The organism is Marinobacterium sediminicola, assembly GCF_022343685.1.
Taxonomy (GTDB): Bacteria; Pseudomonadota; Gammaproteobacteria; order Pseudomonadales; family Balneatricaceae; genus Marinobacterium; species Marinobacterium sediminicola.
Genome location: NZ_CP092123.1, coordinates 2,358,866 through 2,383,736 on the forward strand (window position 1 = coordinate 2,358,866; position 24,871 = coordinate 2,383,736).

A 24,871-nucleotide genomic window follows, 5' to 3' on the forward strand; every position below is an offset into this window, starting at 1 on the left:
TTCAGCGCTCCCGATGGCCAAGTTTGCGATAGATGGAAGGTCTGATCATCTCCAGCTCAGGCGTAATACCATGCAGGGTTTCCGAATGGCTGGTCAGAATATACCCGCCGGGCTTCAGGTGCCCAATCGCGCGCTTGACCACCTGGTGTTTGGTCGGTTGATCAAAATAGATCATCACGTTGCGGATAAAGATAAGATCAAAGCTGCCAATCGAAGGCAGTTGAGTCGTCAAATTAATCTGCCGCAGTTCAATATTTCGTTTCAGACGTCGATCAATGGCAAAGTTGCCCGCCTGTGCTCCAACTCCCTGCAGGCAGTAACGCCGCAACAAACGCTCGGGAATCGAAACATTGTCCGTCTCAGGGTAGACGCCTCGGCGGGCCTGTTTGAGCATGCGACTGCTGATATCCGAGCCCAGCACCGCCCAGCCATCCATGCCCAGCGCATCGTCCAGTACCATCGCCAGTGTGTACACCTCTTCACCGGATGAGGAAGCCGCACACCAGACACGGCAGAAGTCATACCCCTCTCGCTTGATCAAATCAGCCAGAAAGTCGAAGTGCGCCGGCTCTCGGAAAAAATGCGTTTCATTGGTGGTCAGGTGATCGATCATCACCTGCATCTCTTCAGGGTGCTCGTCCCCTGTCACCAGTTTGAAATACTGGCCGAAACTGCGCAGACCGTAATGCTGGAGACGCCGATTCAACCGCGTTGCCAGCATCACCTTCTTGCGTTCGCTCAGATGGATGCCGGCCTGTTCGTACAGCAGGCGAGCAAAACGCTGAAACTCGACATCGGAAATGGATGCCATTCAGTCAACGCTCACTTCCATAACAGTCGCCGACTCGACATCCTCATGATGCGTCGACAGTTCATCGATGTTCAGCACCTGCGACAGGTCGAGCAGAACAATGAACTTGCCATCAACCTGCGCCATGCTGCGGATGAAGGACTGACGAATTCCGGCACCAAACTCGGGCGCAGGCTGAAAGTGATCAGCCTCGATCTCGACAATCTCGTTGACCTCTTCTGCCAGCATGCCCATCACCTGCCGCTCACCTTCAACCTCAAGCTGAACGACCAGGATCACCGTACGACGATCCACTTGCGTTGACGTAGCATGAAAACGTTCGGCCAGATCGATCACTGGTGCCACGTTACCCCTCAGGTTCATCACACCCCTGACGGCCGCGAGCGCCATCGGCACCCGCGTCATCTGAGTCACCTCGATAATCTCCTTGATGTCGAGGATATTGACGGCGTACTGCTCGCCCAGCACCCGAAAGGTCAGGTACTGGTCGTTGCCGGCGGCTGTATCAGCCGCCTGTTCCGCGTTGTCCATCGCTATCACCATCAGTAACGCTTGAACTCGCTGTCGTTGTAGTCTTCGTCATCCACTACAGTTGAATGACTCTCGCTTTTGCGATGACTCACTGCGTGTGGCTTGCGGCTTGCAGCAGCGCCACGCTTGCGTGCCTGAGAATCCAGCTGGAAGAAGGCAACCGCATCCAGCAGAGCTTCTGCCTGACTGCTCAGTTCCTCAGCCGTTGCGGCCAATTCCTCGGAGGAAGAAGCATTCTGCTGAGTCACACTGTCCAGCTGAGACATGGCGCTGTTGATCTGGTCGATACCGGCCGCCTGCTCTTCAGAGGACGCCGTAATTTCCTGCACCAGATCCGCTGTTTTCTGAATGCTCGGCACGATCTGTTCCAGCAACTTGCCCGCATCTTCAGCGATGGACACGCTGTTGGTCGCCAGCTCGTTGATCTCCTGAGCCGTCACGCGACTGTTCTCGGCCAGCTTGCGTACCTCAGCCGCCACCACAGTAAAGCCCTTGCCATGCTCACCGGCACGGGCAGCCTCAATCGCCGCGTTCAGTGACAGCAGGTTGGTCTTGTAGGCAATGTCTTCGATCAGGCCGATCTTGTTGGCGATCTCTTTCATCGCGGCAACAGTACGCTGTACCGCTTCGCCACCCCGTTCGGCTTCACCGGAAGCCTGAGTCGCCATCTGGTCGGTGACGCGGGCATTTTCGGTATTCTGCTGAACAGAAGCATGCAGCTGCTCAACCGAAGACGTGGTTTCCTCTACGCTGGCCGCCTGCTCGGTAGCCGCCTGACTGATCGACTGAGCTGAAGCGTTAAGCTCGTTGGAAGCACTGGCCAGGCTGTCGGCACCGCCACGCACCTGTTCGATGGTGTTGGTCAGGTTTTCAACCATGTTGATCATGGCGCGGTACACACCGGTCGCCTGCTCCGGATTGTTGAACTGGATCTGCAGATCACCGTTTGCAATACGCTGGGCGATCACTTCCATTTCGGCGGGCTCACCACCCAACGGACGCTTGACGACACGCACCAGCAACCAGGAGAGGAAGACACCGGCAATGACGGCTGCCAGTGAGATCCAGATCACCATTTGCACGGTGCGCTCATTCTCAGCCTGCAAGCGTGGGCCCAGAGCATCCTGATCGGCAATAACTGACAACTTCACCTCTTCGGTCGCATCAGCAATGACCGGGCCGATACGACGCATCTCACCCAGCGCTTCGTTGCGCGCTTCGGTTACACGGTCGATCTCGTCCAGGGCACTGGCGTATACTTCAAGCGAAGCTCGGAATTCACGCAGTTCTGAACGCTGCATGCTGTCCAGCGTCAAACGTTCAAGCTGATTCAGGCTGGAGACAACGTTTTCATCCAGTTCCTTGTGAGCGCGTTCGATTTCCTTGCGATCATCTGTATTCAGGTACTTGACCGCCGACAGACGTGCCAGCAAAAGAGCCTCCTGAGCGCGGCCCGCCAGATAAACGGCACGGGCATCACCTTTCTGCTCCGCTTGCTGGGTAAACTCGGTCATCAGCTGGCGCATCTTGAGCCCGTGGACATTCAGGATCGTGTTCAGCAGCTCGTTACGCTTATCAACCGTACGTTCAACAGTCTCGAACGCCTTTTCGTAATTTCCCAGCTCCTTGGCCACCAGTGCCACTTTGCTGGCACGCTCCGGCTTCTGAATTTCTCGCTGAGCCTCTGCAGACAGCTCCTGCAACAATTCAAAACGCTCATTAAAGAGCTCAATGGCTTCTTCCGTCTGCTCAACCATAAAACGGTTGGCCTCAAGCTCTACCATGAGCATATTGGCCTGTACACGGCCCGCCAGGTTGGCGTCCCGCGCCAAACCTCGATACTCGCTGAAGCCGCCCACGGCACCGCTAAGCCCCAGATAGGCAGTGATGGAGACGATCAGCAGAAGCGCCAGCACGGCGGCATAGCCGATGCTGATCTGCATGCTCAGTTTCAGTTTATTGAACATAGTCTTGCCCTGTTTCCCTGAGGTTAAATCGATTATTGAATATGTTCCGAATCCGGCAGACTGCCGGTCAATTGCTCGCTGATGGCACCGGCCTGCTGGATCTCGTGGTGCGTCAGCACCTCTGAAACCTCCAGCAGAATGATGAACAGATCCTCTACCTGCGCCATACCCTGTATAAACCCCGTATCCGCCTGGTCACCCAGTGCAGGAGGCGGTTTGATATCGCTGGGCGCGATATCGATGATCTCGCGCACTTCATCAACCAGCAGCCCAAGGGTTTGCTCACCCGCGGGCTGTTCGATCGTCACCAGTACCACACAACTGCGTTTGGTCAGATCACTGAGCCCGGCTCCCAGCTTTGCGGTCAAGTCGATGACAGGTACCACACCACCGCGCAGGTTGATTACCCCCCGGATAAATTCGGGAGCCTTGGGAACACGCGTCAACGCACTGATTTCAATGATTTCGCTGACTCGCATGATATCGACCGCGTATAGCTCATTGCCTGACATGAACGTCAGGAATTGACCACCCATGTGATCGGTCAGGATTGCCTGTTGTGCCAACACTTTGCCTCCCATCTCAGTGCAACTGCATCTGAACGGTGGCCGCATTGATCAGCCCCTGAACATCCAGAATCAGCGCAACTTCACCACTGCCCAGCACGGTAGAACCACTGATTCCCCTGAAACCACTGAAGATGCGCCCCAATGGTTTAATCACGGTTTGCAGTTCGCCATACAGCGTGTCTACGACAAAACCGGCCTTATGCTGCCCAATGCGCACGATAACCAGGCTTTCGCGCCGATTATGTCCGCCATCATCGGGAATCTGCAGAAACTCGGACAAACGCAGATAGGGCATGACTTCACCACGCAAGTTCACATAGCGCCGCTCCTCATCCAGCTCCCAGTCCGAGCTGTCCATCTCCACGCATTCCTCGACCATGGATAAAGGAATGACATAACGCTCGCCGGAAGCGCCCACCATGAAACCGTCAATAATGGCCAGCGTGAGGGGTAAATGAATAGTTACTGTGGTGCCCACACCGGATTCGCTGTCGATATCGATAATCCCGCGCAGCGCATCGATATTGCGTCGGACGACATCCATACCAACGCCTCGTCCTGACAAATTGCTGGCCTTTTCCTTGGTGCTGAGCCCGGGCGCGAAAATCAGCTGATAGATCTCTTTTTCGGTCATCACCTGATCAGGCCTGACCAGACCGATAGCCTCGGCTTTTGCACGAATCTTGTCGGCATCCAGCCCCGCTCCGTCATCGCGAATCTGAATGACAATGTGACCGGAATCATGGAAGGCGTTCAGACTCAGCGTTCCCTTGGCCGGCTTGCCTGCTCTGAGGCGCTGCTGCGGCAATTCAATACCATGATCCAGGGAATTGCGGACCAGATGGGTCAGCGGATCGGTCATTTTCTCGACCACCGTCTTGTCCAGTTCGGTCTCGCCGCCGGTGATGACCAGGTCGATCTCCTTTTCCAGCTCCCGGCTGACGTCACGCACCACACGACGAAAACGTGAAAAGGTATCACCGATCTGAACCATTCGCAGTTGCAGGGCATTGTCGCGAATCTCTTCCACCAGGTGCTCACTGGCCGCAACCAGCTCGCTCAGCTCCCCCAGCCCCTGTTGCTCAACCCGCAGCTTGACGGCGGCGTTGGAGATGACCAACTCACCGACGAGGTTGATCAGACGCCCCAGCTTGGCAGAATCGACCCGAATCAGACTGGCTTCCTGGCTGGCCTTTTGTTTGGCACGCTGCTGCTTGTCCAGCGCCTTGTCTACCAGGCCACGGCTGACCGCTTTCTGCTCCACCAGAATCTCGCCCACTGGCGGCACCACCGCGTCGCCCTCCGGTGAAGCGGCCTGCTCGACCTGTCGCTGCAGCGAAGTCGACAGTTCATGCTCGGTAATCGCGCCCACCGCCAACAACATCTCGCCCAAACGCTGGGTATGATCTTCCGGGAGCTCTTCCATCATCGCTTCAAAGGTCGATTCGATTTCCGCAGGCGGCAGAATCCGAATATCACAGTCATCTTCGGCGAACTCGAAAACAGCCTGTATCTCCTGCTTGCTGGCATCACTGCGGAACAGGATATCGAACCCGAGGTAGCAGGTTTCAGGATCGAAGCCATCGGCTTTGGGCAGGTGGTCATGGTGAGTCATCAGATCGACAATCTCGCCAATATTGCCCAGATAACGAATGAAAGATGCAGGGTCGATACCGTTGCGCAGGGCATCACTGCCAAACTGCAGGGTAATCAACCAGAAAGGAGAACCAGAGGCTTCCGTTACCGGCTCGGCCTCGGGTTCTGTGGTTTCCCGGGCGAATGACCGGCCGGTCATCCGCTCCAGCAGTTGCTGCCCGGCCGAAACCAGCTCGGGGTCAACGCCGTCGCCACCGGTTACCTGCTCCACCAAACGGGCGGTGTGGTCCTTGCACTCCAGCAGCAGCCCGGCCAGTGCTTCGTCCAGCTCTCGCCCGCCACTGCGCACCTGATCGAGCACGGTCTCGACCGGATGGGTAAACTCGACGACCGGGTCAAAGCCGAAGATGCCGGCAGCCCCCTTGATGGTGTGCATGGCACGGAACAGGCTGTTGATCTGTTCGCTGTCACCCGGCTCGGCTTCCAGTGCCAGCAGAGCGTCCTCCATTTGGGTCAACAGCTCTTCTGACTCCTGAATGAATGTCTGTGTCATATCATCCATGCTGAACCCCCTCCTGAGTGGCATCGGGTCTGGCAGGCAACAGCTGCTGGTCCAGGTGCAGCAACTTCAACAGCGCCTGTACCTCATCGGCCGGGTCTCGCAACAGGAACTGGTTATGCAAGCGCTCGGACTCCTGCATCAACGCCAGCAACAGCTGAACACCGGCACTGTCGATTTCGGACACCGCAGACAGGTTTATCTCGATCGCCTTGACCTTGGCCAGCAGCGGCTTGAGCTCATCCCAGTGCAGAGCGGCGGTATAGATGGTCATTTCGTCCTGCACATCGACCACGGCCCTGGTCTCGTCCTGCTTAATCTCTAATCCCATATCGCCCTCGCACCACTGGAAGGTTCCCGTTTACATAATCAGTTTGGCCACTGCATCCAGCATCTGAGGCGGCTGAAAGGGTTTGACGACCCATGCTTTGGCCCCTGCAGCCTTGCCTTCGGCCATCTTGTCGCGTCCGGCTTCCGTGGTCAGCATGATCACCGGCGTAAACTTGTAACGCGGATTCTGCTTGAGCTCCTTGACGAAGGTGATGCCATCCATGTTGGGCATGTTCACATCACTGATCACGAGATGAATCTTGTCGCCGTTCAGCTTGGACAGAGCATCTCGCCCGTCACAGGCTTCAATCACCTTATATCCGGCACCCTTGAGCGCAATTCCAACGACCTGGCGAATTGACGCCGAGTCGTCCACTACCATGATTGTTTTTTCCATCTCTGCTTACTTTCCCGAACGATCAATATGGTCAAAAGAAACTGATAGACCCGGCTTCTGCCGTCTCGCCTTCGTCTTCATTACGACGGTCAACCTGGTGCTGCCGGTGCTGTTCCACAGTGGTATAGGTTGTTTTCATCTCCTGCAGCAACTGATCGATATCAAGCGACAGACGACGCTCGCCGCTGCGGTAAGCACTCTCGTCGGCCTGAAGCACTGAAGTCATCTGCCCCATGCTGCCTTCGACCTGTTCCAGAATCTGGCTGACCCTGTCCTGGAACTGGAGCTCTATCAGAACCTGCTCGATCTGGCTGCTGACCTCAAGGTTGGTCGCCAGCAACTGCTCACCCTCATTGACCAGCTGCATCGCCCGAGCCTCCAGATGCTGTACGACCTCGCCGATATACTGCTCACCCTCATCCAGGGTGTGATCTTCCTGCTCGCGGGTCTCACCGGCCGAACGGGTAATGGTCTGCATCGCTTCCTTGACCATAGCGATTTTCTCGGCGATATGGCGACCGGTTTCTCCCGACTGAGTGGACAGCGCACGTACCTCCTGAGCCACTACCGCAAAGCCGCGTCCGGCATCACCGGCTCGCGCCGCTTCGATGGCGGCATTGAGCGCCAGCATGTTGGTCTGTTCGGCAATGGCGCCCACGGCACCCGCCATCTGATCCAGATCATTGGCGAACTCGTCCAGCTGCTGAATTTGATCGAACAGCAGATCGGTGGTCTGGTCGTAACTTTTCAGCCTGTCGAACAGCAGCTGCAGCCGCGCCTTGTCCTCAGACATGGCATCCAGGTCACTGTGCTCGTAGCTGGACTGAGATGAGGAACGGGTTTCGGCAATCAGCTGCACCAGTTCGGCAAAACGACCGGAAAGCGCATTGATCGCATCGTTGCCGATCTCGCGGCATGAGGTGATATGTCGATTCCAGACCGGCACCAGGCGCAGCCAGATCGACAGCATGCCATCCAGATTGTTCAGATGACGCTCCGCCTGAAACTGCTGCTGCTCCAGCTGTCCCTTAAGTTCATCGTGCTTTGCTTCATTTTGCTGGATGTGACGCCACAGCAACCAGGAAAACAGGGTTCCGAGCAACAGAGCAAGGCCCGCAACGCCGAAGAATGTCAGAGTGGGTTCAAGCAACAGAAGCAGAAGAACGAGAATGGATGCCAGAAAGGGCAAAGAGGCGATCCATGGAATAGAGCGGGACATTGAATCTCTCCCTGATTTAAAGTGGCCACAAACAAGTGTAAGGAAAATTACCCTTCAAAGTCGAACATAAGCACTAAAATGTATCAAATTAATGACATGGATTAATTTCACCACCCCTGTCAGGCTTAAAACAGACCCTCTGTACCGCTATTTTTCAACCATTCGCTGATCACCACCGACTGGCAATTCTGGTAACATAGCGGCCATTTGATGAACAACCGGGACCATCCGCCATGAGTGAACAGACCCTGCCCCCGCTGAATGCCCTGGAACAGCAGGACGCCTTTATCGGTCGCCATATCGGCCCCTCTGCTGAGGAAGCCAGCGCCATGCTGGCAGAACTGGGCGTAGACAGCCTTGATGCCCTGATCGACGAAACCGTACCGGGCAGCATCCGCGTGGAGCAGCCGATCCCGTTGGCCGCCCCCAAAACCGAAGCACAGGTACTGGCCGAGCTGAAAGCAATTGCTCAGCAGAACCAGGTCAAGCGCTCGCTGATCGGCATGGGCTACAGCGACACCCTGACACCCAATGTCATCCTGCGCAACGTTTTTGAAAACCCGGGCTGGTACACCGCCTACACCCCCTACCAGCCGGAAGTGTCTCAGGGGCGCCTGGAGGCCATCCTGAATTACCAGCAGATGGTCCTCGATTTGACCGGTCTGGATCTGGCCAACGCCTCATTGCTGGACGAAGCAACTGCCGCTGCTGAGGCCATGACCCTGTGCAAGCGCATGAGCAAGGCCAAGAAAGCGAACGCTTTCCTGGTGGATGAGCAGCTGCACCCGCAAACCATCAACGTCATCCAGACACGCGCCGAGCCGCTGGGGTATGACGTCATCGTTGGCGATGTCGACGCCCTGCTGGATCAGCACGAAGCCTTCGGTGTTGTTGTTCAGTACCCCGGCACCCGTGGAGAGCTGCGCAACTTCGCTCCGCTGATCGAAAAAGCCCACGCGCAGAAAGCACTGGTCTGTGCCGCGGCCGACCTGCTCAGTCTGGTGCTGCTCAAGTCTCCGGGCGAGATGGGCGCCGACGTCGTGTTCGGTTCTGCCCAGCGCTTCGGTGTTCCCATGGGATACGGTGGCCCCCACGCCGCCTTCTTCGCTACCCGTGACGATTACAAACGCTCTGTGCCGGGCCGAATCATCGGCGTCTCCGTCGATACCCGCGGCAACCCGGCCCTGCGCATGGCGATGCAGACCCGTGAGCAACACATCCGCCGTGAGAAAGCGACCTCCAACATCTGTACCGCGCAGGTCCTGCTCGCCAACATGGCGGCGTTCTATGCCATCTATCATGGCCCCGAAGGTCTGAAGACCATCGCCGGTCGCATTCACCGCCTGACCGACCTGCTGGCCGCGGGCCTGCAACAGAAAGGCCTGACACTGGCGCACGACACCTGGTTTGACACCCTCACCGTGAATGCCGGTGCCGACCGTGATCGCCTCTACCAGGCGGCTCAGGATGCAGGTTTCAACCTGCGCAAGCTGGGTGACGAGCAACTGGGTATCAGCCTGGATGAGCGCAGCGACCGTGCCGAAATCGAAACCCTCTGGACTGCCCTGCTGGGCGCCGATCACGGCCTCGACCTTGCCGCTCTGGATGCCGAGCTTGTCGCCAAGGGTTCAACCAGCATTCCGGCCGAGCTGAAACGCACGTCCGCGTTCCTGACCCATCCGGTGTTCAACGAGTACCACAGCGAAACCGAGATGCTGCGCTACCTCAAGCGCCTGGAAAACAAGGACCTGTCACTGGCGCACAGCATGATCGCGCTGGGTTCCTGCACCATGAAACTCAACGCCACCGCCGAGATGATCCCGGTCACCTGGCCCGAGTTCGGTGCCCTGCACCCCTTCGCGCCCGTTGAACAGGCACAGGGCTACAAGGTGATGATCGACTCACTGGAGACGATGCTGAAAGCGGTCACCGGCTTCGATGCCATCTGCATGCAGCCCAACTCCGGTGCTCAGGGTGAATACGCCGGCCTGCTGGCGATCCGCTACTACCACCAGTCTCAGGGCCAGGGTCACCGCAACATCTGCCTGATCCCGACTTCGGCACACGGCACCAACCCGGCGTCAGCCGCCCTGGCCGGGATGAAAGTCGTACTGGTCGGCTGTGACGATCAGGGCAACGTGGATATCGCCGACCTGCGCAGCAAGGCCGAAGCCCATGCCGACGACCTGTCCTGCCTGATGATCACGTATCCGTCCACCCACGGTGTGTACGAGGAAGGCATCCGCGAAATCTGCGACATCGTCCATGCCAATGGTGGTCAGGTATACATGGACGGGGCCAACCTGAACGCTCAGGTGGCGCTGACGCGTCCGGCCGATATCGGTGCTGACGTGTCGCACATGAACCTGCACAAGACCTTCTGCATCCCGCACGGCGGTGGTGGTCCGGGCATGGGCCCCATCGGCGTCAAGGCACACCTGGCGCCGTTCGTCGCCAACCACCCGGTGGTCGGTATTGAAGGACCCAACGCCGAAAACGGCGCCGTTTCCGCAGCGCCCTGGGGCAGCGCCAGCATTCTGCCAATCAGCTGGGTGTATATCGCCCTGATGGGCGGCGAAGGTCTGCGTCAGGCGACTCGCCATGCGATCCTGAATGCCAACTACCTGGCCAAGAAGCTGGGCGCTCACTACCCGGTGCTCTACTCAGGCCGTAACGGCCGCGTCGCACATGAATGCATCATCGACCTGCGTCCGCTGAAGGAAGCCTCGGGCATTTCCGAGGAAGACGTGGCCAAGCGGCTGATGGATTTCGGTTTCCATGCGCCGACCATGTCCTTCCCGGTACCGGGCACGCTGATGATCGAACCGACCGAGTCCGAGTCCAAGGCCGAGCTGGATCGCTTCATCGAAGCGATGGTGAAGATTCGCGAGGAGATCGCACTGGTAGAAGCGGGTGAACTGGATGCGGACAACAACCCGCTGAAAAATGCACCACACACCCAGGCCGATATCATCGATCCGGAGTGGAACCGTCCCTACAGCCGTGAGCAGGCGGCATTCCCGGCCAGCTGGCTGAAGCAGTCCAAGCTTTGGCCAACGGTGAACCGCATCGATAACGTCTACGGTGACCGCAACCTGTTCTGCAGCTGCATTCCGGTCGACGCCTACGCGGAAGACTGAGCATACGCTTGCAACGGGAGTGCCTTCAGATGAAGCGCACTCCCTTAATTTTCACGCTGTAAACCTCAGCGTTTAACGACGAAACACCCCTGCTGCCGTGCTTTAAGCTGTTCGCACAGTTCAATGGCCGCCCCTCGATCGGCAAACCCGGTTGCCAGTATCTTGTAGGCTCCCCTCAGGTGTTTGACCTCAACACTATGACCATCCAGCACAGACTCATGCTTGCGCACTAAGCGTAAGGCCAGTGCCTGCGCTGCGTTTTCCTCCAGCACCGATGCCATCTGTACGCTGAAAGGCGAAGGCAGGGTTATATCCTGCTGTACCGGTTCACTCGTATCCGACTTTGGGGTCGCAAGAGAACGTTGCAGTTCAGGCTGATCCTGTGCCTGTACCTTCGACTCTGCGGCCGGCTCAGAGACTTCAGTCAGGCCCGGCTCAACCTTAGGCTCTGAGGTTGGTTCAGATTCAGGCTCACTGGCGGGTTCCGATGCGACTGGCGCTTCAGGTTCCTGAGAAGCCGCAGGCATTGGCTCCTGCTCGACCTCAGGTATGGGTTCAGGCGAAGGCTCAACTGTAGCAACGGGTTCAGGCTCGGACTGAATCCCGGAATTCATGTCAGCGACCGGCTCGGGGTTGTCTGCAGTGGATACCTCAGGCTCAGTACTGCTCGGAGGCAAGGAGGCTGCGTCACCATCCGAAGACGGAACAGGAGCCGGGCGAAGGACACTGACTGCGGCGGCATTGCCGCTCGACATGAGTTGGCGCATGCGTTCAGCCAATCGAGCGGGGCTCACCGGTTCGATCTCTTCAGATAACAGCGCTTCTGCCTTGATGGCAGGAGCATGACCGCTACGGGCAGCCAGCGACATCCATGCCTGAGCATCCAGCGGATTGGGTTCCTGTTGCTTCAAATAGAGAATCGCCAGGCGATACTGCGCTTCCGGTAGCCCCTGACGTGCGGCCTGAAGCCACCAGTGAGCACTTTGAGTGGCGTCAGGCCCACCTGCTTCCAGATATTTCAGGGTTCCCAGCTTCAGCTGTGCCTGCGCGTGTCCCAGTTCAGCCGCTTCGAGGTAGTACTTGCCGGCGCGCTGCATATCCTTATCGACGCCGGTTCCCTTGGCGTAAGCCTGAGCCAGACGAAACATCGCCTCAGCATCTCCCTGCTCGGCGCGCTGACTCAAGCTCTCAAGCTGGGTAACGTGCGGTTCATCCGACGCACCCGCCAAAGGCGGCTCGGCAAAGATCAAACCCATCCCAAAAAAGAGTCCGCATCCTGCTCTCAGAACCTTATTCCTAACCAAGCCATCCCCCGAAAACTGCTACTGAAAATGCTTTTCCTTCAGGCTCTTACCGCCCAGTCATCACAATAAAGCAACTATAGAGGCCTGGGCAACGGCAATGTGACAATTGCGCCTATAGCCCATCATCCGTACCGGATGGACAGATGCGGCAACGCCCCTTAGTCTGTCGTCTCAATGCGGGGCCGTGTTCGCTTGCCCCTTCCCTGCTATACTGCGCGCCCAAGCAAGAGCATGTCAGCCGTATGACCGATTTCAGATGGTATGTAGTGCAGTCCAAGCCTGGTCAGGCCGAAAAGGCTGCCCATGAGTTACAGAATCAGGGATTTGAAGTGTTTCTGCCCCAGGTTCGGGTGGAGAAGCTCAGACGTGGCAAGCGCGTTGAGCTGGAAGAGCCCCTGTTTCCAGGCTATCTGTTTATCGAACTGTCTGAAGTTGCCAGCAACTGGCGCCCCATCCGTTCCACACGTGGAGTCGCGAGGATGATCACCTTTGGTGACAAACCCGCCGTAGTACCCGACGATGTGGTTGAACAGCTGCGTGACAACCTCCGTCAAAGGGGGGAGCTCCAATCGCTCAAACCCAACGAGCCGGTCAGGATCACAGAAGGCCCCTTCGCCAACCTCAATGCGGTATTCGCCGAATACGACGGCGAAAAAAGAGCCTTTCTGCTATTGGAATTGCTGGGGCAATGGCAACGGTTATCGCTGCCGCTCAGCGCGGTGAAAAAAATCGACTGAGTCAGTGCTCCGGCCACAAAGACTGCGGCTCGATCATCAGCGAATTTTCGGCATCGCTGACCCACACCTGACCATCTTCAATGGTGCATTGAAAATGCATGCCGCGTTTAACCAGTTCCGTAAGCTGCTGACTCTGATCGACAGGAATCCGCAACACCTGCAGATTGTTGAAACGATGCAACTGGCCCCTGATGCCTTCCCACCAGGGCGTTACCGCCTGCTCGGAACCATACACCAGGATCAACACTTGCTCTGAGCGACCACAGGCCTTGCGGATACGCTTGTCGCTGGGCAAGCCCACATCAATCCAGAGCTCGATCTCGCCACCATAGTTTTTCAGCCAGAGGTCCGGCTCATCCTCAACACACAACCCGCGTGTAAACTCCAGCCGCTCGTCTGCCCGCAGCATGAATGCCAGCAGACGCATCATCAACCGCTCTTCGGTTTCAGACGGATGTTGCGCCAGGGTGTGGCTGTAATCGGCGTAATGATGACGATCCATATCCGCCAATTGCAGATGCACTTTATGGACAGTTGAGTTTTGGGCCATGTCGTTAATGCTCACATTACAATGACAAAGTGCGGCATCATCTCATCATTGACGTGCCGTCACCAGCCGCTTGTCACGCCATTTCTGCCGGTTCGCAAAAAACATAGCCCCGGCCACGCACGGCCTTGATGGGGCTTGAACGAGAGTGCTTTTGGATTTTCTTGCGCAAGCGACTCATGATCTGCTCAAGACGACGCTCATCATACTGAAGGTAGTCCTCCCCCAAACTTTCAACCAGCCTGCTCCGCGGAGCATGGGCCGGATAAGAGTGGAAGAGTTGTTGAACAATACTACACTCGGCCTGCGTCAGCAGGATGGAGTGATCGGCATCCGGTACCAGCAACAGCTGCCTGACGGGATCTAACTGCCAATAATCCTCTGTCTGGCTTTCGCCTCTTCTATCAGAACTGTAAAGATCGAGCCTTCGAAGCAACGCCTTCAGGTGTGCAAGCAGCTCAGCAAACTCAAAGGGTTTCGTCAGGTATACATCAGCCCCTTTGTCGAGGCCATTGATACGATTATCAAGACTCGCCCTGGCGGTCAGCATGATAATGCCTATGTTGCTTTTACCGCTCACCAGCTCTTGCGCCACCTTAAAGCCGTCGCTGTCCGGAAGTCCGATATCAAGAATGACGACATCAAAAGGTATGCGTTTATGCTGATTGAGAAAAGGTGCGGCTTCACTGAAATCTTGCAGCTCGAAGCCTTCTTCTTCCAGCAGGAAGCTAAGCTCTTCTCGCAGATCCGCATTATCTTCCACCAATGCGATGCGGTGATATTTGTTCATTTTCCAAATCCTTGCAAACGAACACGAATCTCGGTGCCGGACTTGCCGGTTTCAACATCTATCCAGCCATTAAAACGCTCTACCGCTTCTTTAACGACAAAAAGCCCCAAACCCAAGCCGGGAACGGCGGCATTTTCATTCGCCCGGAAATGACGATCAAACATATGTTCGCATACATATTGATCCATTCCCGGCCCCTTGTCTCGCACTATTAGTTCAAGATTATGCCCGCTTATGGATATGTAAACGGAAACGTCAGTATCACCCGGGCTGTATTTGAGTGCGTTGTCGATCAGGTTGCGCATCAACACACCCAGAAACTCAGCCGGCATCAAACCGTTAAAGACAAGTGGCTGATCACTCCCGTGGATCTTGATACGCTCACGTGCAGCTGAGGGAAACTCGTTCAACACGTCAACGAGCACTGGAATCACGTCGTACTGCTGGGGCTTGGTGCCGGATGACTCAAACTCACCACTGCTTCGCAAAATACTCATCTGCAACAGCAGATTGATTCGAGTGACGGCATCTCGAATGCGCTGATAACGCTTGCCATGCTGCTCACCATCCGTGCGTTTGCTCTCCAGCTTTTGCAGCGACTGCGCCGAGGTATCGATCACCGCCAGAGGGGTCCGCACTTCGTGTGAGAACATGTCCATGAATAGCTCATGGGATAAACGTAACGACCGTTCCAGACCCGCCTCCTTTCTGGATTCCTCTGCCGCTCGTTTTGCAGCCCGTATGAGTGCCTCGGACTTACGAACGGAAAACATCAGGATGAAGTGGAGAGACAACTGAAAAGACAGGATCATCAAGGGGGCAATATAGGTCGTTCCGACCGTAACAGGCATATAGCCGATCGTGTAGAGGCAGTTTACCGCCACAAAAATACCGAAGATGAAGAAACCTCCCGCACGAAATCGCTGTTCCGAATCCATCTGGCGCCAGCTCAACAGCAGGGGTACTGACACAACCAGCGGGAATGACGACACATAGGTGTTAACCACCGACATGGCAACGGCATATTGGTTCTGATAGGCAAATATCATCCCCGTTAATGCCAGGCCGATCCCGATCAGAAACAACCCATTGACCCAACGCGATCCAATGTATTGAAAGTTCAACATCCGCTGGAAAAACACAAACGCCAACAGGCCGGTGAACAGCACGCTGAACTGCATCAGCAGATTTTGCTCGGCCTCAGTCATCCCGGGCACCAGGTCACGCATGAAGCCATTGCTGAACAATATCGTCACCAGCATGGAGGCTTCATAGGTCACGAAGTATATGAACAACGACCGCCTTAACCAGACACCGTTGAGCAGATTGATCAGCAACACCATGAGCAGGATTCCGATCAGAATACCCTCGCTCATGACACGGCCCTCGATCGCGGCATCGATTCGGTCCCCCGGGACCGCCTGTATCAACAGCACGGAGGTACTGCTGGTCTCCAGCCTCACCAGCAGTTCGACTGGGCCTTCCGGCAAACGGGTGCCCACAAAAGGCAAGCGGTGGTGCAAGTCATGCTCGGGATCTGCCACCAGGTCACCGGCTGACAACACCTGCAACAGCTCACCCTGCTGAATCACGTGATACTCAACACGATCGAGATAGACCGGACTGCTGAAGAAACCCCATAACTCAGGTGATGCCGGGCTACGCTCCAGCTGCACATACACCCAGAACACCGAAGTTGAATAGCCCTCACCCACACCATAGGACAGCTGCTTGAAACGTCCGGCCCGTTGCGCATCCAACGCTTCTTCCCATGTCAGTTCATGATTGGGGTCTTCCAGTATGCTCAGCTGGCCTTTATCCAGAGCCAACATCTTCTGATCCAATAACACCGGAGTGGCTGCGGCAGCAGAAAGCGACCCCATCAACAACAGCAGCACGGCAACCAGCCCGATGCCGGCTTTTTTCACTGAGACGATCAAAACCCTGACTCTCGTATGAACAGTGCTACCACTCGCTCAAGCTGATAGAGCAGCGCGCTGCGGGAATCCCCTTCAACCACCATCATGCCCGTCATGCGTGTTCCTTGCAGTGAGTCGCTGATCGGCTCCTCAGGCATCAGCTGTATGCGGTAGTGAGCGGCCTCGGGAACCAGCCGTTCATCCTGACGCCTGACCGCCACGGGTCCGCCGGCCTCGGAGCCCAGTTCGGGATAGGGCAATACCGGCACCGCGGTGATGTCGATTCGCGAAACACTGGCCGGAATAGCCGAATGTTCGCCATTGATGGCAATGAACATCCCCTGCTGCCCCACGGCCAGCAGGTTCAAGTCGCGCTCGTTCACCAGCCCCTCAAAAAGCATTCGCTCGGGCGCGATCAATGTCATCAACGCCTGATCACGGCCGATCCATTGCCCCGATGCCAGGAGTTCACGATCACTGACCCGGCCACTGAATGGCGCTCGAACGGCCAGCATGCGCGCACGTTTTTCCAGCCCCTGTAACTGCTCATTGAGCTGTCGTCTGCGCTCCTGGTTCACCGCCTGGGCGGCCTTTTCTTCCAGAGACGCGCTCTGACGTGACAACTTCAGCTCGACCAACTGCAGCTGGTCACGGGTCTGTGTCAGCTGTTGTTCCAGGTCCGGCGACGCCATCTCCAGCAGAACCTGACCGGCCTCCACGCTGTCGCCGGCCTGTACGTAGACGGCCTTGATGCGGCCGTCTTCGGTTGCAAACAGCGTCTGGCTGGATTCTGCCCGCAGGACGGCAGGCACTTGAACGCTGGTCGAAAAGGGCAACAGCAACCCAAGCAGAACCAGCACCGGTAAAGACCAGCAGGCAATACGCGCAGGTGTCCAATTAAAATCAGCCCGGCGCTCTCGCCAGACCTGCAGTTCCTTGAAAATCGGCATCACAATGAACCAGAGTATTTCAACCACAAAAAGAATAATGCCCAGCACCTTGAAGAACAGGTGATAGACCAGCAACGCAATCCCCAGAAACAGGAAAAAGCGGTACAGCCAGGTGCCCCAGGCATAGAGCGTCAACAGACGCGCTCGGCGGCGGGGCATGGGTTCAGGCAGCGGATCATCCAACCCCCATAGCCAACGCCGCAAACGCCAGCGTCCCAGGGCAAATGCACGCTGCTGCAGGTTCTCGACGCCCAACAGGTCGGAAAAGGCGTAATAGCCGTCAAAACGCAGAAAGGGGCTGATATTGACCAGTACCGACGTCACCCAACTGGTCGTGGCGACAAAGAACGCCGCACTGCGCAGCGCGCCATCCGGCAGGATGCCCCACAGAAAAGTAGCCACCAGTGCAAGGTACAGCTCGGTCTTTACCCCGGCCGTGACGATCTGCAAACGCTGCCGACGCGAGCGCAGCTTCCAGGCATCCGTTGTATCCGTGTAGAGCACCGGAAACATGACAAGAAACGCGACCCCCATTGAGGCAACACGGCACCCCAACCGCTGTGAAACCAGGGCGTGGCCCAGCTCATGGGCGCTTTTCACCAGCACCAGTGTCAGGCCGTACAGCAACATCCCTTCGAGACTGAAAAAGTAGAGAAAAGTACTGCTGAACGTGTCCCACTGCCGCAGGACCAGCACGCCACCCAGCAGCCCCATCAGCAGTAACAACCGATGCACACTGTTGCTGAACAACCAGTTCAGGCGCGGGCCGACACGTTGCAGCCAGGGGTCCGGGCGTAACAACGGGATTCGAATGAACAGATAGTTGTGCAGCAACCACTGCCAGACGCTTTTTTGCTGCCCTTTGCGTTGACTCAGGAAGTGATCACAGGCCCCTTTTGATCGCGCCAGTACCAGGTTGTTGGCGATCAGAAAGTCGATGAAAGCCTTGATCTCAGCCTCCTCGTACGCCAGATCCCGGCCCGCCAGATGGGCCTGCATCTCTTCCAGTGTGTGCCCTGGCTGCCAATGACGGATGAGAGCCAGCGCATCCTCGGCCAGGGTAAAATAGCGATTGCGCACGCGGTCATGCAGCAGCCACCGTGGCGCGCCGTCTTCATCATGCGAGCCCGGCAGCAGCTTCAGATCCTGACGGATGGCCGGTAAGCGAACCTCTACCATCCCAGCCACTGCCTCAGTGACGTGATCGGGCGACGGAACAGATAAAAGAACAGGCTCACCCGGTCACCATACACCTTTGCCGTACCCCGCAAGCCGATACGTGGCGACAGCCGTTCACCGGGCTCGTCCAGCTGGGCGATCAGCCGATAGGCGAACTGCTGATCCGGTGTGGGTCTTGGGGTATAGCCTGCATGGCTGAGAATAGCCGACCAGGCGTTCAAGGGATCGTTATCCAAAAACACCCTCACCTCGGCACCGGGCAATAGCGTTATCGAGTCCTTAACCGGCAACATCACCTCGAACTCCACCTGCTCGGGGTTGGCAACCAGCATGATCCGCTCCCCGACCCGCACGGGTCGCCCCTTCCAGTCATCCGGGTTGTCCAGCACGGCCACTCCCGGCTGTTCTGCCTTGATTGTTGACCGTTCGAGACGCTCACGGGCCAGTTGCCATTCAGCCTCCTTGAGCCTGACCTGTGCCTCCAGCTCGGCCAGTCGCGCCTTTTGCTTGGGGTCCATGAAACCGCTCTGCTGCACGGTTTTCAATTCGGCCTGAGCCACCGACAGCATCTGCCGGGCCACCGCTTCACGGCTGGCCAGCTCACTATCCTCAAGATACGCCAGGGGATCGCCGGGCTTGACGGTTTCATTGGGCTGCACCGCCACGCGCTTGATCGCGCCCTCCAATGGCGCCGCAATCACCAACGGATTTTTGGCAACGACCTCCACCGGAGCCAGTGTGCTCAGACGAACAGGCCATGCCATCAACACCACCAGCGCCGCAAGTGCCGCCCACAGGACTCTGCGCTGCCTGAGCCGCGACCACAGCCCCTTGAACGGCTGATGCCTGCGCAACGCAAACAGGGCATGACCGGCCGTTGCCGACAGGTGCTGGGCAATGCCGCGCTCTGCCTCGCTCCAGGCCTTGTCCCGAAGCAGTAGCAGAACGCCCACTGCCTCGTTATCACGCGCTTCCACCACCAAAGGCTGCCACAGCAGCTGGTCGGGCAGTTCCAGGGCTCGCCACTCGGCCGCCACCTCGGCGGGCAGGTCGGCCGGTCCTATGCATTGCTGGCCGGCATTGTCTGCGGCAACCACTGCCTTGCCCAGCCGTTCGGCCCAGCTGATGAAGGGAGAGGTGTAATCCACCGTCGGCAGGTCGGAAACGGCGACCACATTGAGTTGATTGAGGGCTTCACCTTCCAGGAGGATTGCCTGAGTGTACGGCAGACACTTGTGTGTCTGGTTAACCAGGGTATAAAACAACTGCGCAAGGCTGGATGCCTTGCGCAGTTGTTGCTCCAGCCCCAAAAGGGCCGCAACGGTTTCGCTCACAAAAACTCCTTATGCGGACTTCAACATCGCCATCAGACGTGTTCCATATTGGTCGCGATTCGCCAACTCGTTCTCCAGCTGCTCCGCGAAAGGTCTGAACCCGGACTCTTTCAGCTGCAGAGCATTGTTATCGCTAAGGTTATCACCGGTCTGCGGATTAAACAGCTGGGGCAGATCAAGTTTCAGTTCAAGGACGCGCACAGTGCCATCGCTGCCAATTGCGGTGATGCGGATCACCACTTCCTGCTCACCCGCCGGGGGTTCGATCAGTTTTACCGAACCGGTGGCCGGATCGAGCGTGATCCACTCCGGCAGTGCTTCACCGTTGCCAAGGCTGGCGGTGTAGAACTGCGAATTGGCATCAAGGCTGGTGTCTTGCACCACTACCAGCACCTCGCCCGCCGCCACTCGGTCGATCCCTACCACCTGCAACGACACCGTGCTGAACGCCTGCTGCTGGTCGTCACTGAACAGTACCTGGCCATCGCTGTTGACCTGCACATCCACCGAGGCGCGGGTGGTGGTGTTGCCATCGGTGTTGACCGACTGCACCACCAGCGCGCCCGGCTCGGCCATGATGATGATCTCATCGCCGCCCGTGCTGCCGCCCGTATCGCCGTCGCTCTCACTCTCAACACCGCTGCCGCTGGTGTCGATTTCAGTGCCGCTGTCGTCACCGCCATCATCCATATAGCCACTGCCATCGGTGGGGTCACCGGTGCCACCTTCATCGATCACCCCCTCCGGCAGCTCGCCGCCACCCTCATCAGAGACGGTACCGGGATCATTGCTGGGGGGCTGGGGGGGCGGTGGTGTATCGCCACCGGGGTTGGCCTCTTCCTGTACCATCGCATTGACCGTCAGCACGAAGCTGCGGGTGACACTGGCACCCTCGCTGTCCGTGGCGGTGAGGGTCACCGTAAACCGGCCCGGTTCAGACGGCTTGCCTTCAATCACGCCGGTTTCAGGGTCATAGATCAGCCCTTTGGGCAGGCCGGTGATGGTGAAGTCGAGGTCTTCCCGACTCAACACGCTGTCTTTATCGCTGAACAGCGGCGACACATCCAGCCGATAGTCGCTGCTCATCAGAGTGATTGTCTCGTCATCGGTGAGCTGGACCGAGGTCGCCTCCGGCGCATCGTTGCTGCCAATCAAGGTGATGGTGACCACTTCGGAGGCGGTGGCACCATCGGTGTCCTCTACCGTGACCGTGTAGCTGAAGGTGACGGTGTCGCCGGCGTTGAGGAAGTCGAGATCCGCAGCATCGAGTTGATAGTGCCAGGCCACCTGCCCGTTGTGCGGCAAGTCAGCACCACTGGTCGTGAACGCCGCGACCAGACGACTGGCCAGCCCCGCATCCAAGCCATCGACGACACTGTTGTCGTTGCGCCGCCAGACCGGATCCTGATTGACGCTAAAGGTGATCTGCTGGGTATTGTTGAGGTCGTGATCGGTAAAGCTCACCACGCCGATCTGCACCAGACTCTGCGCCGCCGCATCGACCGCCTCACTGAACGGCTCCGCGGCCGTGACCGCAATCGTTGGGGTATCGTTGCTGCCATTGATGGTAAAGGTGATCACTGCATCTGCGGCGGCATCCTGACTGTCCCGTGCGGTGACGGTGTAGCTGAAGGTGAGGGTCTCGCCCTTGGCGAGGAAGTCGAGATCCGCTCCGGTGACGTTGTAACGCCAATCGACGCTGCTCGGTGCCGCCGCATCCTGGGTGGTCGCAATCGAGAAACCGCTCTCCAATAAGGTGACCAGTGCTGCATCCAGAGTGCCGCCACTCCACGCCATATCCGAATTTGAGGCAAAGGTGATATCGACCAGATCGGTGGTGTCGAGATCTCGGAACGCCACCACGCCGGTTTCAGTCAGCGCCTGCGCGCTGGAGTCACCCGCCACTTCGCTCAACGCTTCGGCGGCCTCTACGGTGATGGTCGGTGCATCATTAGTGCCAGTAATAGTGAACAGGACCTGCTGAGTCACGGGGACGTCAGCACTGTCGGTGGCGGTAACGGTGTAGCTGAAGGTGAGGGTTTCACCGCTGGCGAGGAAGTCGAGGTCGATACCGGCCACATCGTAAGACCAATCCACACTTCCCGGTGCCTCAGCGTTAAGAGTATCCGCAATGGTGAAGCCATTGATCAGCGCGGCCGCTACACCCGTATCCAGCGGCTCGGCAGTGGTGGCACCACTCCAGCTAATATCGCCGTTATCGGCAAAGGTGATATCGATCCGGTCGTTGGTATCGAGATCCCCAAAGTTGACCACACCACTGTCACTCAACACCTGTGTGCTGGAGTCACCCGCCACTTCGGTGATCGCCTCGGCGGCCTCTACCGAGAGGGTCGGCGCATCGTTGGTGCCGGTGAGGGTAACGCGGAGGGTATCCGTGCTCTCAACACCCTGCTCGTCGGTCAGGGTGAAGGTGTAGCTGAAGGTGATGGTCTCACCCTTGGCCAGGAAATCGAGGTTCGCATCGGTGACACTGTAACTCCAGGCAATTGTGCCCGGTGCCGCCGCACTGCTGGTGGTCGGAATCGATAGCCCCGCTACCAGAGCGGCGGCGAGATCCGTGTCCAGAGTACCGCCACTCCAGTCGATATCCTCATTGCTCACAAACGTGATATCGATCAGATCGGTCGTGTCCAGATCCGCAAATTCAACCGTGCCACTCTCTGTCAGGGGCTGTGCACTGGAGTCACCGACCACTTCGCTCAACGCCTCGGCGGCTTCAACGCTGATGGTCGGTGCATCGTTAGTGCCGGTGATGGTGAAGGTCACCTGCTGGGTGGCGGTGGCGTCGGCACTGTCGGTAGCCGTCACGGTGTAGCCGAAGGTGAGAGTTTCGCCCGCGGCCAGAAAGTCGAGATTGATACTGGCCACGTCGAAGGACCACTCCAGACTGCTGCCCGGCAGCGCATCAATCGTTTCGGGAATGGAGAAACCCGCAATCAGCGCGTCGTTAATCGCCCCGCTCAGCGGCTCCTCGGCAGTGGCGCCGCTCCAGTCCACCGCGCCATCGCTGGCAAAGGTGATGTCAATGCGGTCGGTCGTGTCGAGGTCGTTGAAAACCACCACGCCGCTGTCACTCAAGGCCTGGCCACTGGAGTCGCCCTCCACTTCGGTGATCCCGTCGGCGGCCTCCAGCGCCAGAATCGGCGCATCGTTGGTGCCGGTGATGGTCAGGGTGAGGAATTTGGAGGTCGAGGCACCGGCAAGGTCTGTTGCACTGATCTCGTACGAGAGGGTTAGGGTCTCACCCTCCGCAAGGAAATCGAGGTCAGCCCCCTGCATATTGTACTGCCAGTTGGCAGTGCCAGCGGCCGTCGCTGACGTCGGCAGAGTGGTGGTGAAGCCGCTAAGCAAATGAGCGGCCTGAACGCTGTCCAACGATCCACCACTCCAAACAACATTGGATGAAGAGCGTTGTAACGACAGGGTATCGCCGGAAGCGTAGTCAAAATCGACATCATTGAAGCTGATTTTTCCGCTGCTGCTCACCCCGCTTGCGGCCTCGTCCATGGCAATGGAGGCACCGGCATCGGCGGTAACCAGCAGCTCAGGAGCATCATTGACGGGTGTCACCCGAAAGGTCAGTTCATAAAAACTCTCCGGGTAGTGATTGGCCAGATCATAGTGCCACCACTCCTCTGGTCTGAGCATATAACTAAGACCAGAAACACTTCGATCGTCTACAAAAAATTTGACCGTAACCTCGCCATTGAAATTCTCATTCGGGATAAACTTCACCCCACCTGAATCCATATCCCAGGTTGTGAAGTCATAAAACGACCCTAACTCAACCAACCCAACGGTAATCCCCCCGAAAAGTAGCAGTGCTCAAAAGTAGAATTTTCTCGTAATGTATACGCAGGAGGTTCTGCATGAAGAAGTCCCGATACACCGACAGCCAGATCATGGCGATACTGAAACAAGCGGAAGCAGGTACCCCAGTTCCCGAACTATGTCGTGAACATGGGATGAGCAGCGCCACATTTTATAAGTGGCGGGCGAAATACGGCGGCATGGATGCTTCGTTGATGGCTCGGCTGAAAGAGCTTGAAGATGAAAACCGCCGCCTGAAGAAAATGTATGCTGAAGAGCGGCTGAAGGCCGAGATCGTCCAGGAAGCACTGCAAAAAAAGTGGTGAAGCCGTCTCGGCGCAAGGAGATGGCACAGACCTATGTTGCTTCCCGTGGCGTCAGTATCCGGCTTGCCTGTGCTGCCTTTGGTATCAGCGAATCCTGCTACCGGTACCAACCCAAGCTGTCATCGGAGAATGCTGAGATTGCAGATTGGTTGATCCGCCTGACTGAACAGGATTCAGACTGGGGCTTTGGTATTTGCTTTGACTACCTGCGTAATGTGAAAGGCTTCGGCTGGAACCATAAGCGCGTATACCGTATCTACTGTGAACTTGCATTGAATCTGCGCATACGGCCTCGGCGGCGCCTAAAGCGCCATAAGCCGGAGCCGTTGAAACAGCCCCTGCGACGCAACCAGGTGTGGTCGATCGACTTCATGCACGATCAGCTGTCGGATGGCAGAAGCTACCGGCTGCTCAATGTGATCGATGACTACCGGCGAGAAGGACTGGCAATAGAAGCAGGCTTCTCTCTGCCATCCATGCGAGTGATACGCACCCTGTCTCAGTTGATTGAGTGGAGGGGAAAACCATCGCACATTCGCTGTGACAACGGCCCAGAATTCATCAGTCACGAATTCACCAACTGGGCTCGTAAACATGACATCCGGATTGAGTATATTCAACCCGGCAAGCCTCAACAGAACGCTTACATCGAGCGTCACAATCGAACGCTCCGCTACAGCTGGGTCAGTAAGCATCTATTCGAAACACTGGAGGACGTTCAGGATTATGCAACGCAGTGGCTCTGGTTTTACAATCATGAGCGGCCGCACAAAGCCAATGGTGGCCAGCCACCACTAAAAGTGGCTTAGCCTCTACTTTTGGCATCAGCTAAAAA

18 protein-coding genes are annotated in these 24,871 nt (G+C 57.3%); 3 read left to right on the top strand and 15 right to left on the bottom strand.

The genetic code is table 11. The annotated features are described in order from the left end of the window. Position 1: 1 nt before the first annotated feature. From LN244_RS10870 to LN244_RS10905, 8 genes are read right to left on the bottom strand one after another with little or no spacing between them, the layout of a single operon-like run. Entirely contained in the window at positions 2-811 is an 810-nt protein-coding gene (locus tag LN244_RS10870; protein ID WP_239039809.1) for a CheR family methyltransferase, read from the bottom strand. After that, entirely contained in the window at positions 812-1,342 is a 531-nt protein-coding gene (locus LN244_RS10875) for a chemotaxis protein CheW (RefSeq protein WP_239039810.1), read from the bottom strand. Positions 1,343-1,353: 11 nt separating this feature from the next. After that, entirely contained in the window at positions 1,354-3,309 is a 1,956-nt protein-coding gene (locus tag LN244_RS10880; RefSeq protein ID WP_239039811.1) for a methyl-accepting chemotaxis protein, read from the bottom strand. Between the two features lie 32 nt (positions 3,310-3,341). Continuing rightward, the gene (locus LN244_RS10885; RefSeq protein ID WP_239039812.1) at positions 3,342-3,878 is read right to left on the bottom strand and encodes a chemotaxis protein CheW; all 537 of its coding nucleotides are present in this window, start codon (positions 3,876-3,878) and stop codon (positions 3,342-3,344) included. Positions 3,879-3,891: 13 nt separating this feature from the next. Next, the gene (locus LN244_RS10890; RefSeq protein ID WP_239039813.1) at positions 3,892-6,036 is read right to left on the bottom strand and encodes a chemotaxis protein CheA; all 2,145 of its coding nucleotides are present in this window, start codon (positions 6,034-6,036) and stop codon (positions 3,892-3,894) included. Beyond that, a complete protein-coding gene (locus LN244_RS10895; protein ID WP_239039814.1) occupies positions 6,029-6,364 on the bottom strand; it encodes an STAS domain-containing protein in 336 nt (111 codons plus the stop codon). Before LN244_RS10895 ends, LN244_RS10890 begins: the two co-directional genes overlap by 8 nt. 30 nt (positions 6,365-6,394) lie before the next feature. Beyond that, positions 6,395-6,760 carry a response regulator gene (locus LN244_RS10900; RefSeq protein ID WP_239039815.1) on the bottom strand — a complete coding sequence of 122 codons (366 nt, stop codon included), beginning with the start codon at positions 6,758-6,760 and terminating at the stop codon, positions 6,395-6,397. A 31-nt stretch (positions 6,761-6,791) separates the two neighbouring features. Next, positions 6,792-7,979: a methyl-accepting chemotaxis protein gene (locus tag LN244_RS10905; protein ID WP_239039816.1), complete on the bottom strand. Its 1,188-nt coding sequence runs from the start codon at positions 7,977-7,979 to the stop codon at positions 6,792-6,794. Positions 7,980-8,212: 233 nt separating this feature from the next. On the opposite strand from LN244_RS10905, the gene gcvP reads away from it, so the two are divergent. Next, positions 8,213-11,119 (top strand): aminomethyl-transferring glycine dehydrogenase, encoded by a 2,907-nt coding sequence (gene gcvP, locus LN244_RS10910; RefSeq protein ID WP_239039817.1) that lies wholly within the window; start codon positions 8,213-8,215, stop codon positions 11,117-11,119. A gap of 65 nt (positions 11,120-11,184) precedes the next feature. Here gcvP and LN244_RS10915 read toward each other — a convergent pair whose 3' ends face one another. After that, complete coding sequence (locus LN244_RS10915; protein WP_239039818.1) at positions 11,185-12,375, bottom strand: SPOR domain-containing protein; 1,191 nt, start codon at positions 12,373-12,375, stop codon at positions 11,185-11,187. 290 nt (positions 12,376-12,665) lie between these two features. Here LN244_RS10915 and rfaH point away from each other — a divergent pair, with 290 nt between their 5' ends. Continuing rightward, entirely contained in the window at positions 12,666-13,160 is a 495-nt protein-coding gene (gene rfaH, locus LN244_RS10920; protein ID WP_239039819.1) for a transcription/translation regulatory transformer protein RfaH, read from the top strand. Position 13,161: 1 nt separating this feature from the next. Here rfaH and LN244_RS10925 read toward each other — a convergent pair whose 3' ends face one another. The 6 genes from LN244_RS10925 to LN244_RS10950 all read right to left on the bottom strand — a co-directional run bounded on the left by LN244_RS10925 (position 13,162) and on the right by LN244_RS10950 (position 23,548). Further along, positions 13,162-13,710 carry a YaeQ family protein gene (locus LN244_RS10925; protein WP_239039820.1) on the bottom strand — a complete coding sequence of 183 codons (549 nt, stop codon included), beginning with the start codon at positions 13,708-13,710 and terminating at the stop codon, positions 13,162-13,164. 73 nt (positions 13,711-13,783) lie between these two features. After that, positions 13,784-14,497 (bottom strand): response regulator transcription factor, encoded by a 714-nt coding sequence (locus LN244_RS10930; RefSeq protein ID WP_239039821.1) that lies wholly within the window; start codon positions 14,495-14,497, stop codon positions 13,784-13,786. Then, positions 14,494-16,425: a sensor histidine kinase gene (locus tag LN244_RS10935; RefSeq protein WP_239039822.1), complete on the bottom strand. Its 1,932-nt coding sequence runs from the start codon at positions 16,423-16,425 to the stop codon at positions 14,494-14,496. Before LN244_RS10935 ends, LN244_RS10930 begins: the two co-directional genes overlap by 4 nt. Positions 16,426-16,433: 8 nt before the next feature. Beyond that, positions 16,434-18,545, bottom strand: a complete 2,112-nt coding sequence (locus LN244_RS10940; RefSeq protein WP_239039823.1) for an HlyD family efflux transporter periplasmic adaptor subunit — start codon at positions 18,543-18,545, stop codon at positions 16,434-16,436. Beyond that, positions 18,539-19,879 (bottom strand): efflux RND transporter periplasmic adaptor subunit, encoded by a 1,341-nt coding sequence (locus tag LN244_RS10945; RefSeq protein WP_239039824.1) that lies wholly within the window; start codon positions 19,877-19,879, stop codon positions 18,539-18,541. Before LN244_RS10945 ends, LN244_RS10940 begins: the two co-directional genes overlap by 7 nt. 9 nt (positions 19,880-19,888) lie before the next feature. Beyond that, positions 19,889-23,548, bottom strand: coding sequence for a VCBS domain-containing protein (locus LN244_RS10950; RefSeq protein ID WP_239039825.1), 3,660 nt, complete (start codon positions 23,546-23,548; stop codon positions 19,889-19,891). A 221-nt stretch (positions 23,549-23,769) separates the two neighbouring features. Here LN244_RS10950 and LN244_RS10955 point away from each other — a divergent pair. Beyond that, positions 23,770-24,845, top strand: a protein-coding gene (locus LN244_RS10955; RefSeq protein ID WP_239039826.1) for an IS3 family transposase whose coding sequence is annotated in 2 segments (ribosomal slippage) — positions 23,770-24,019 and positions 24,019-24,845 — 1,077 coding nt in all. Because the reading frame shifts where the segments join, the coding sequence is not laid out codon by codon here. The last annotated feature ends 26 nt before the right edge of the window (positions 24,846-24,871 follow it).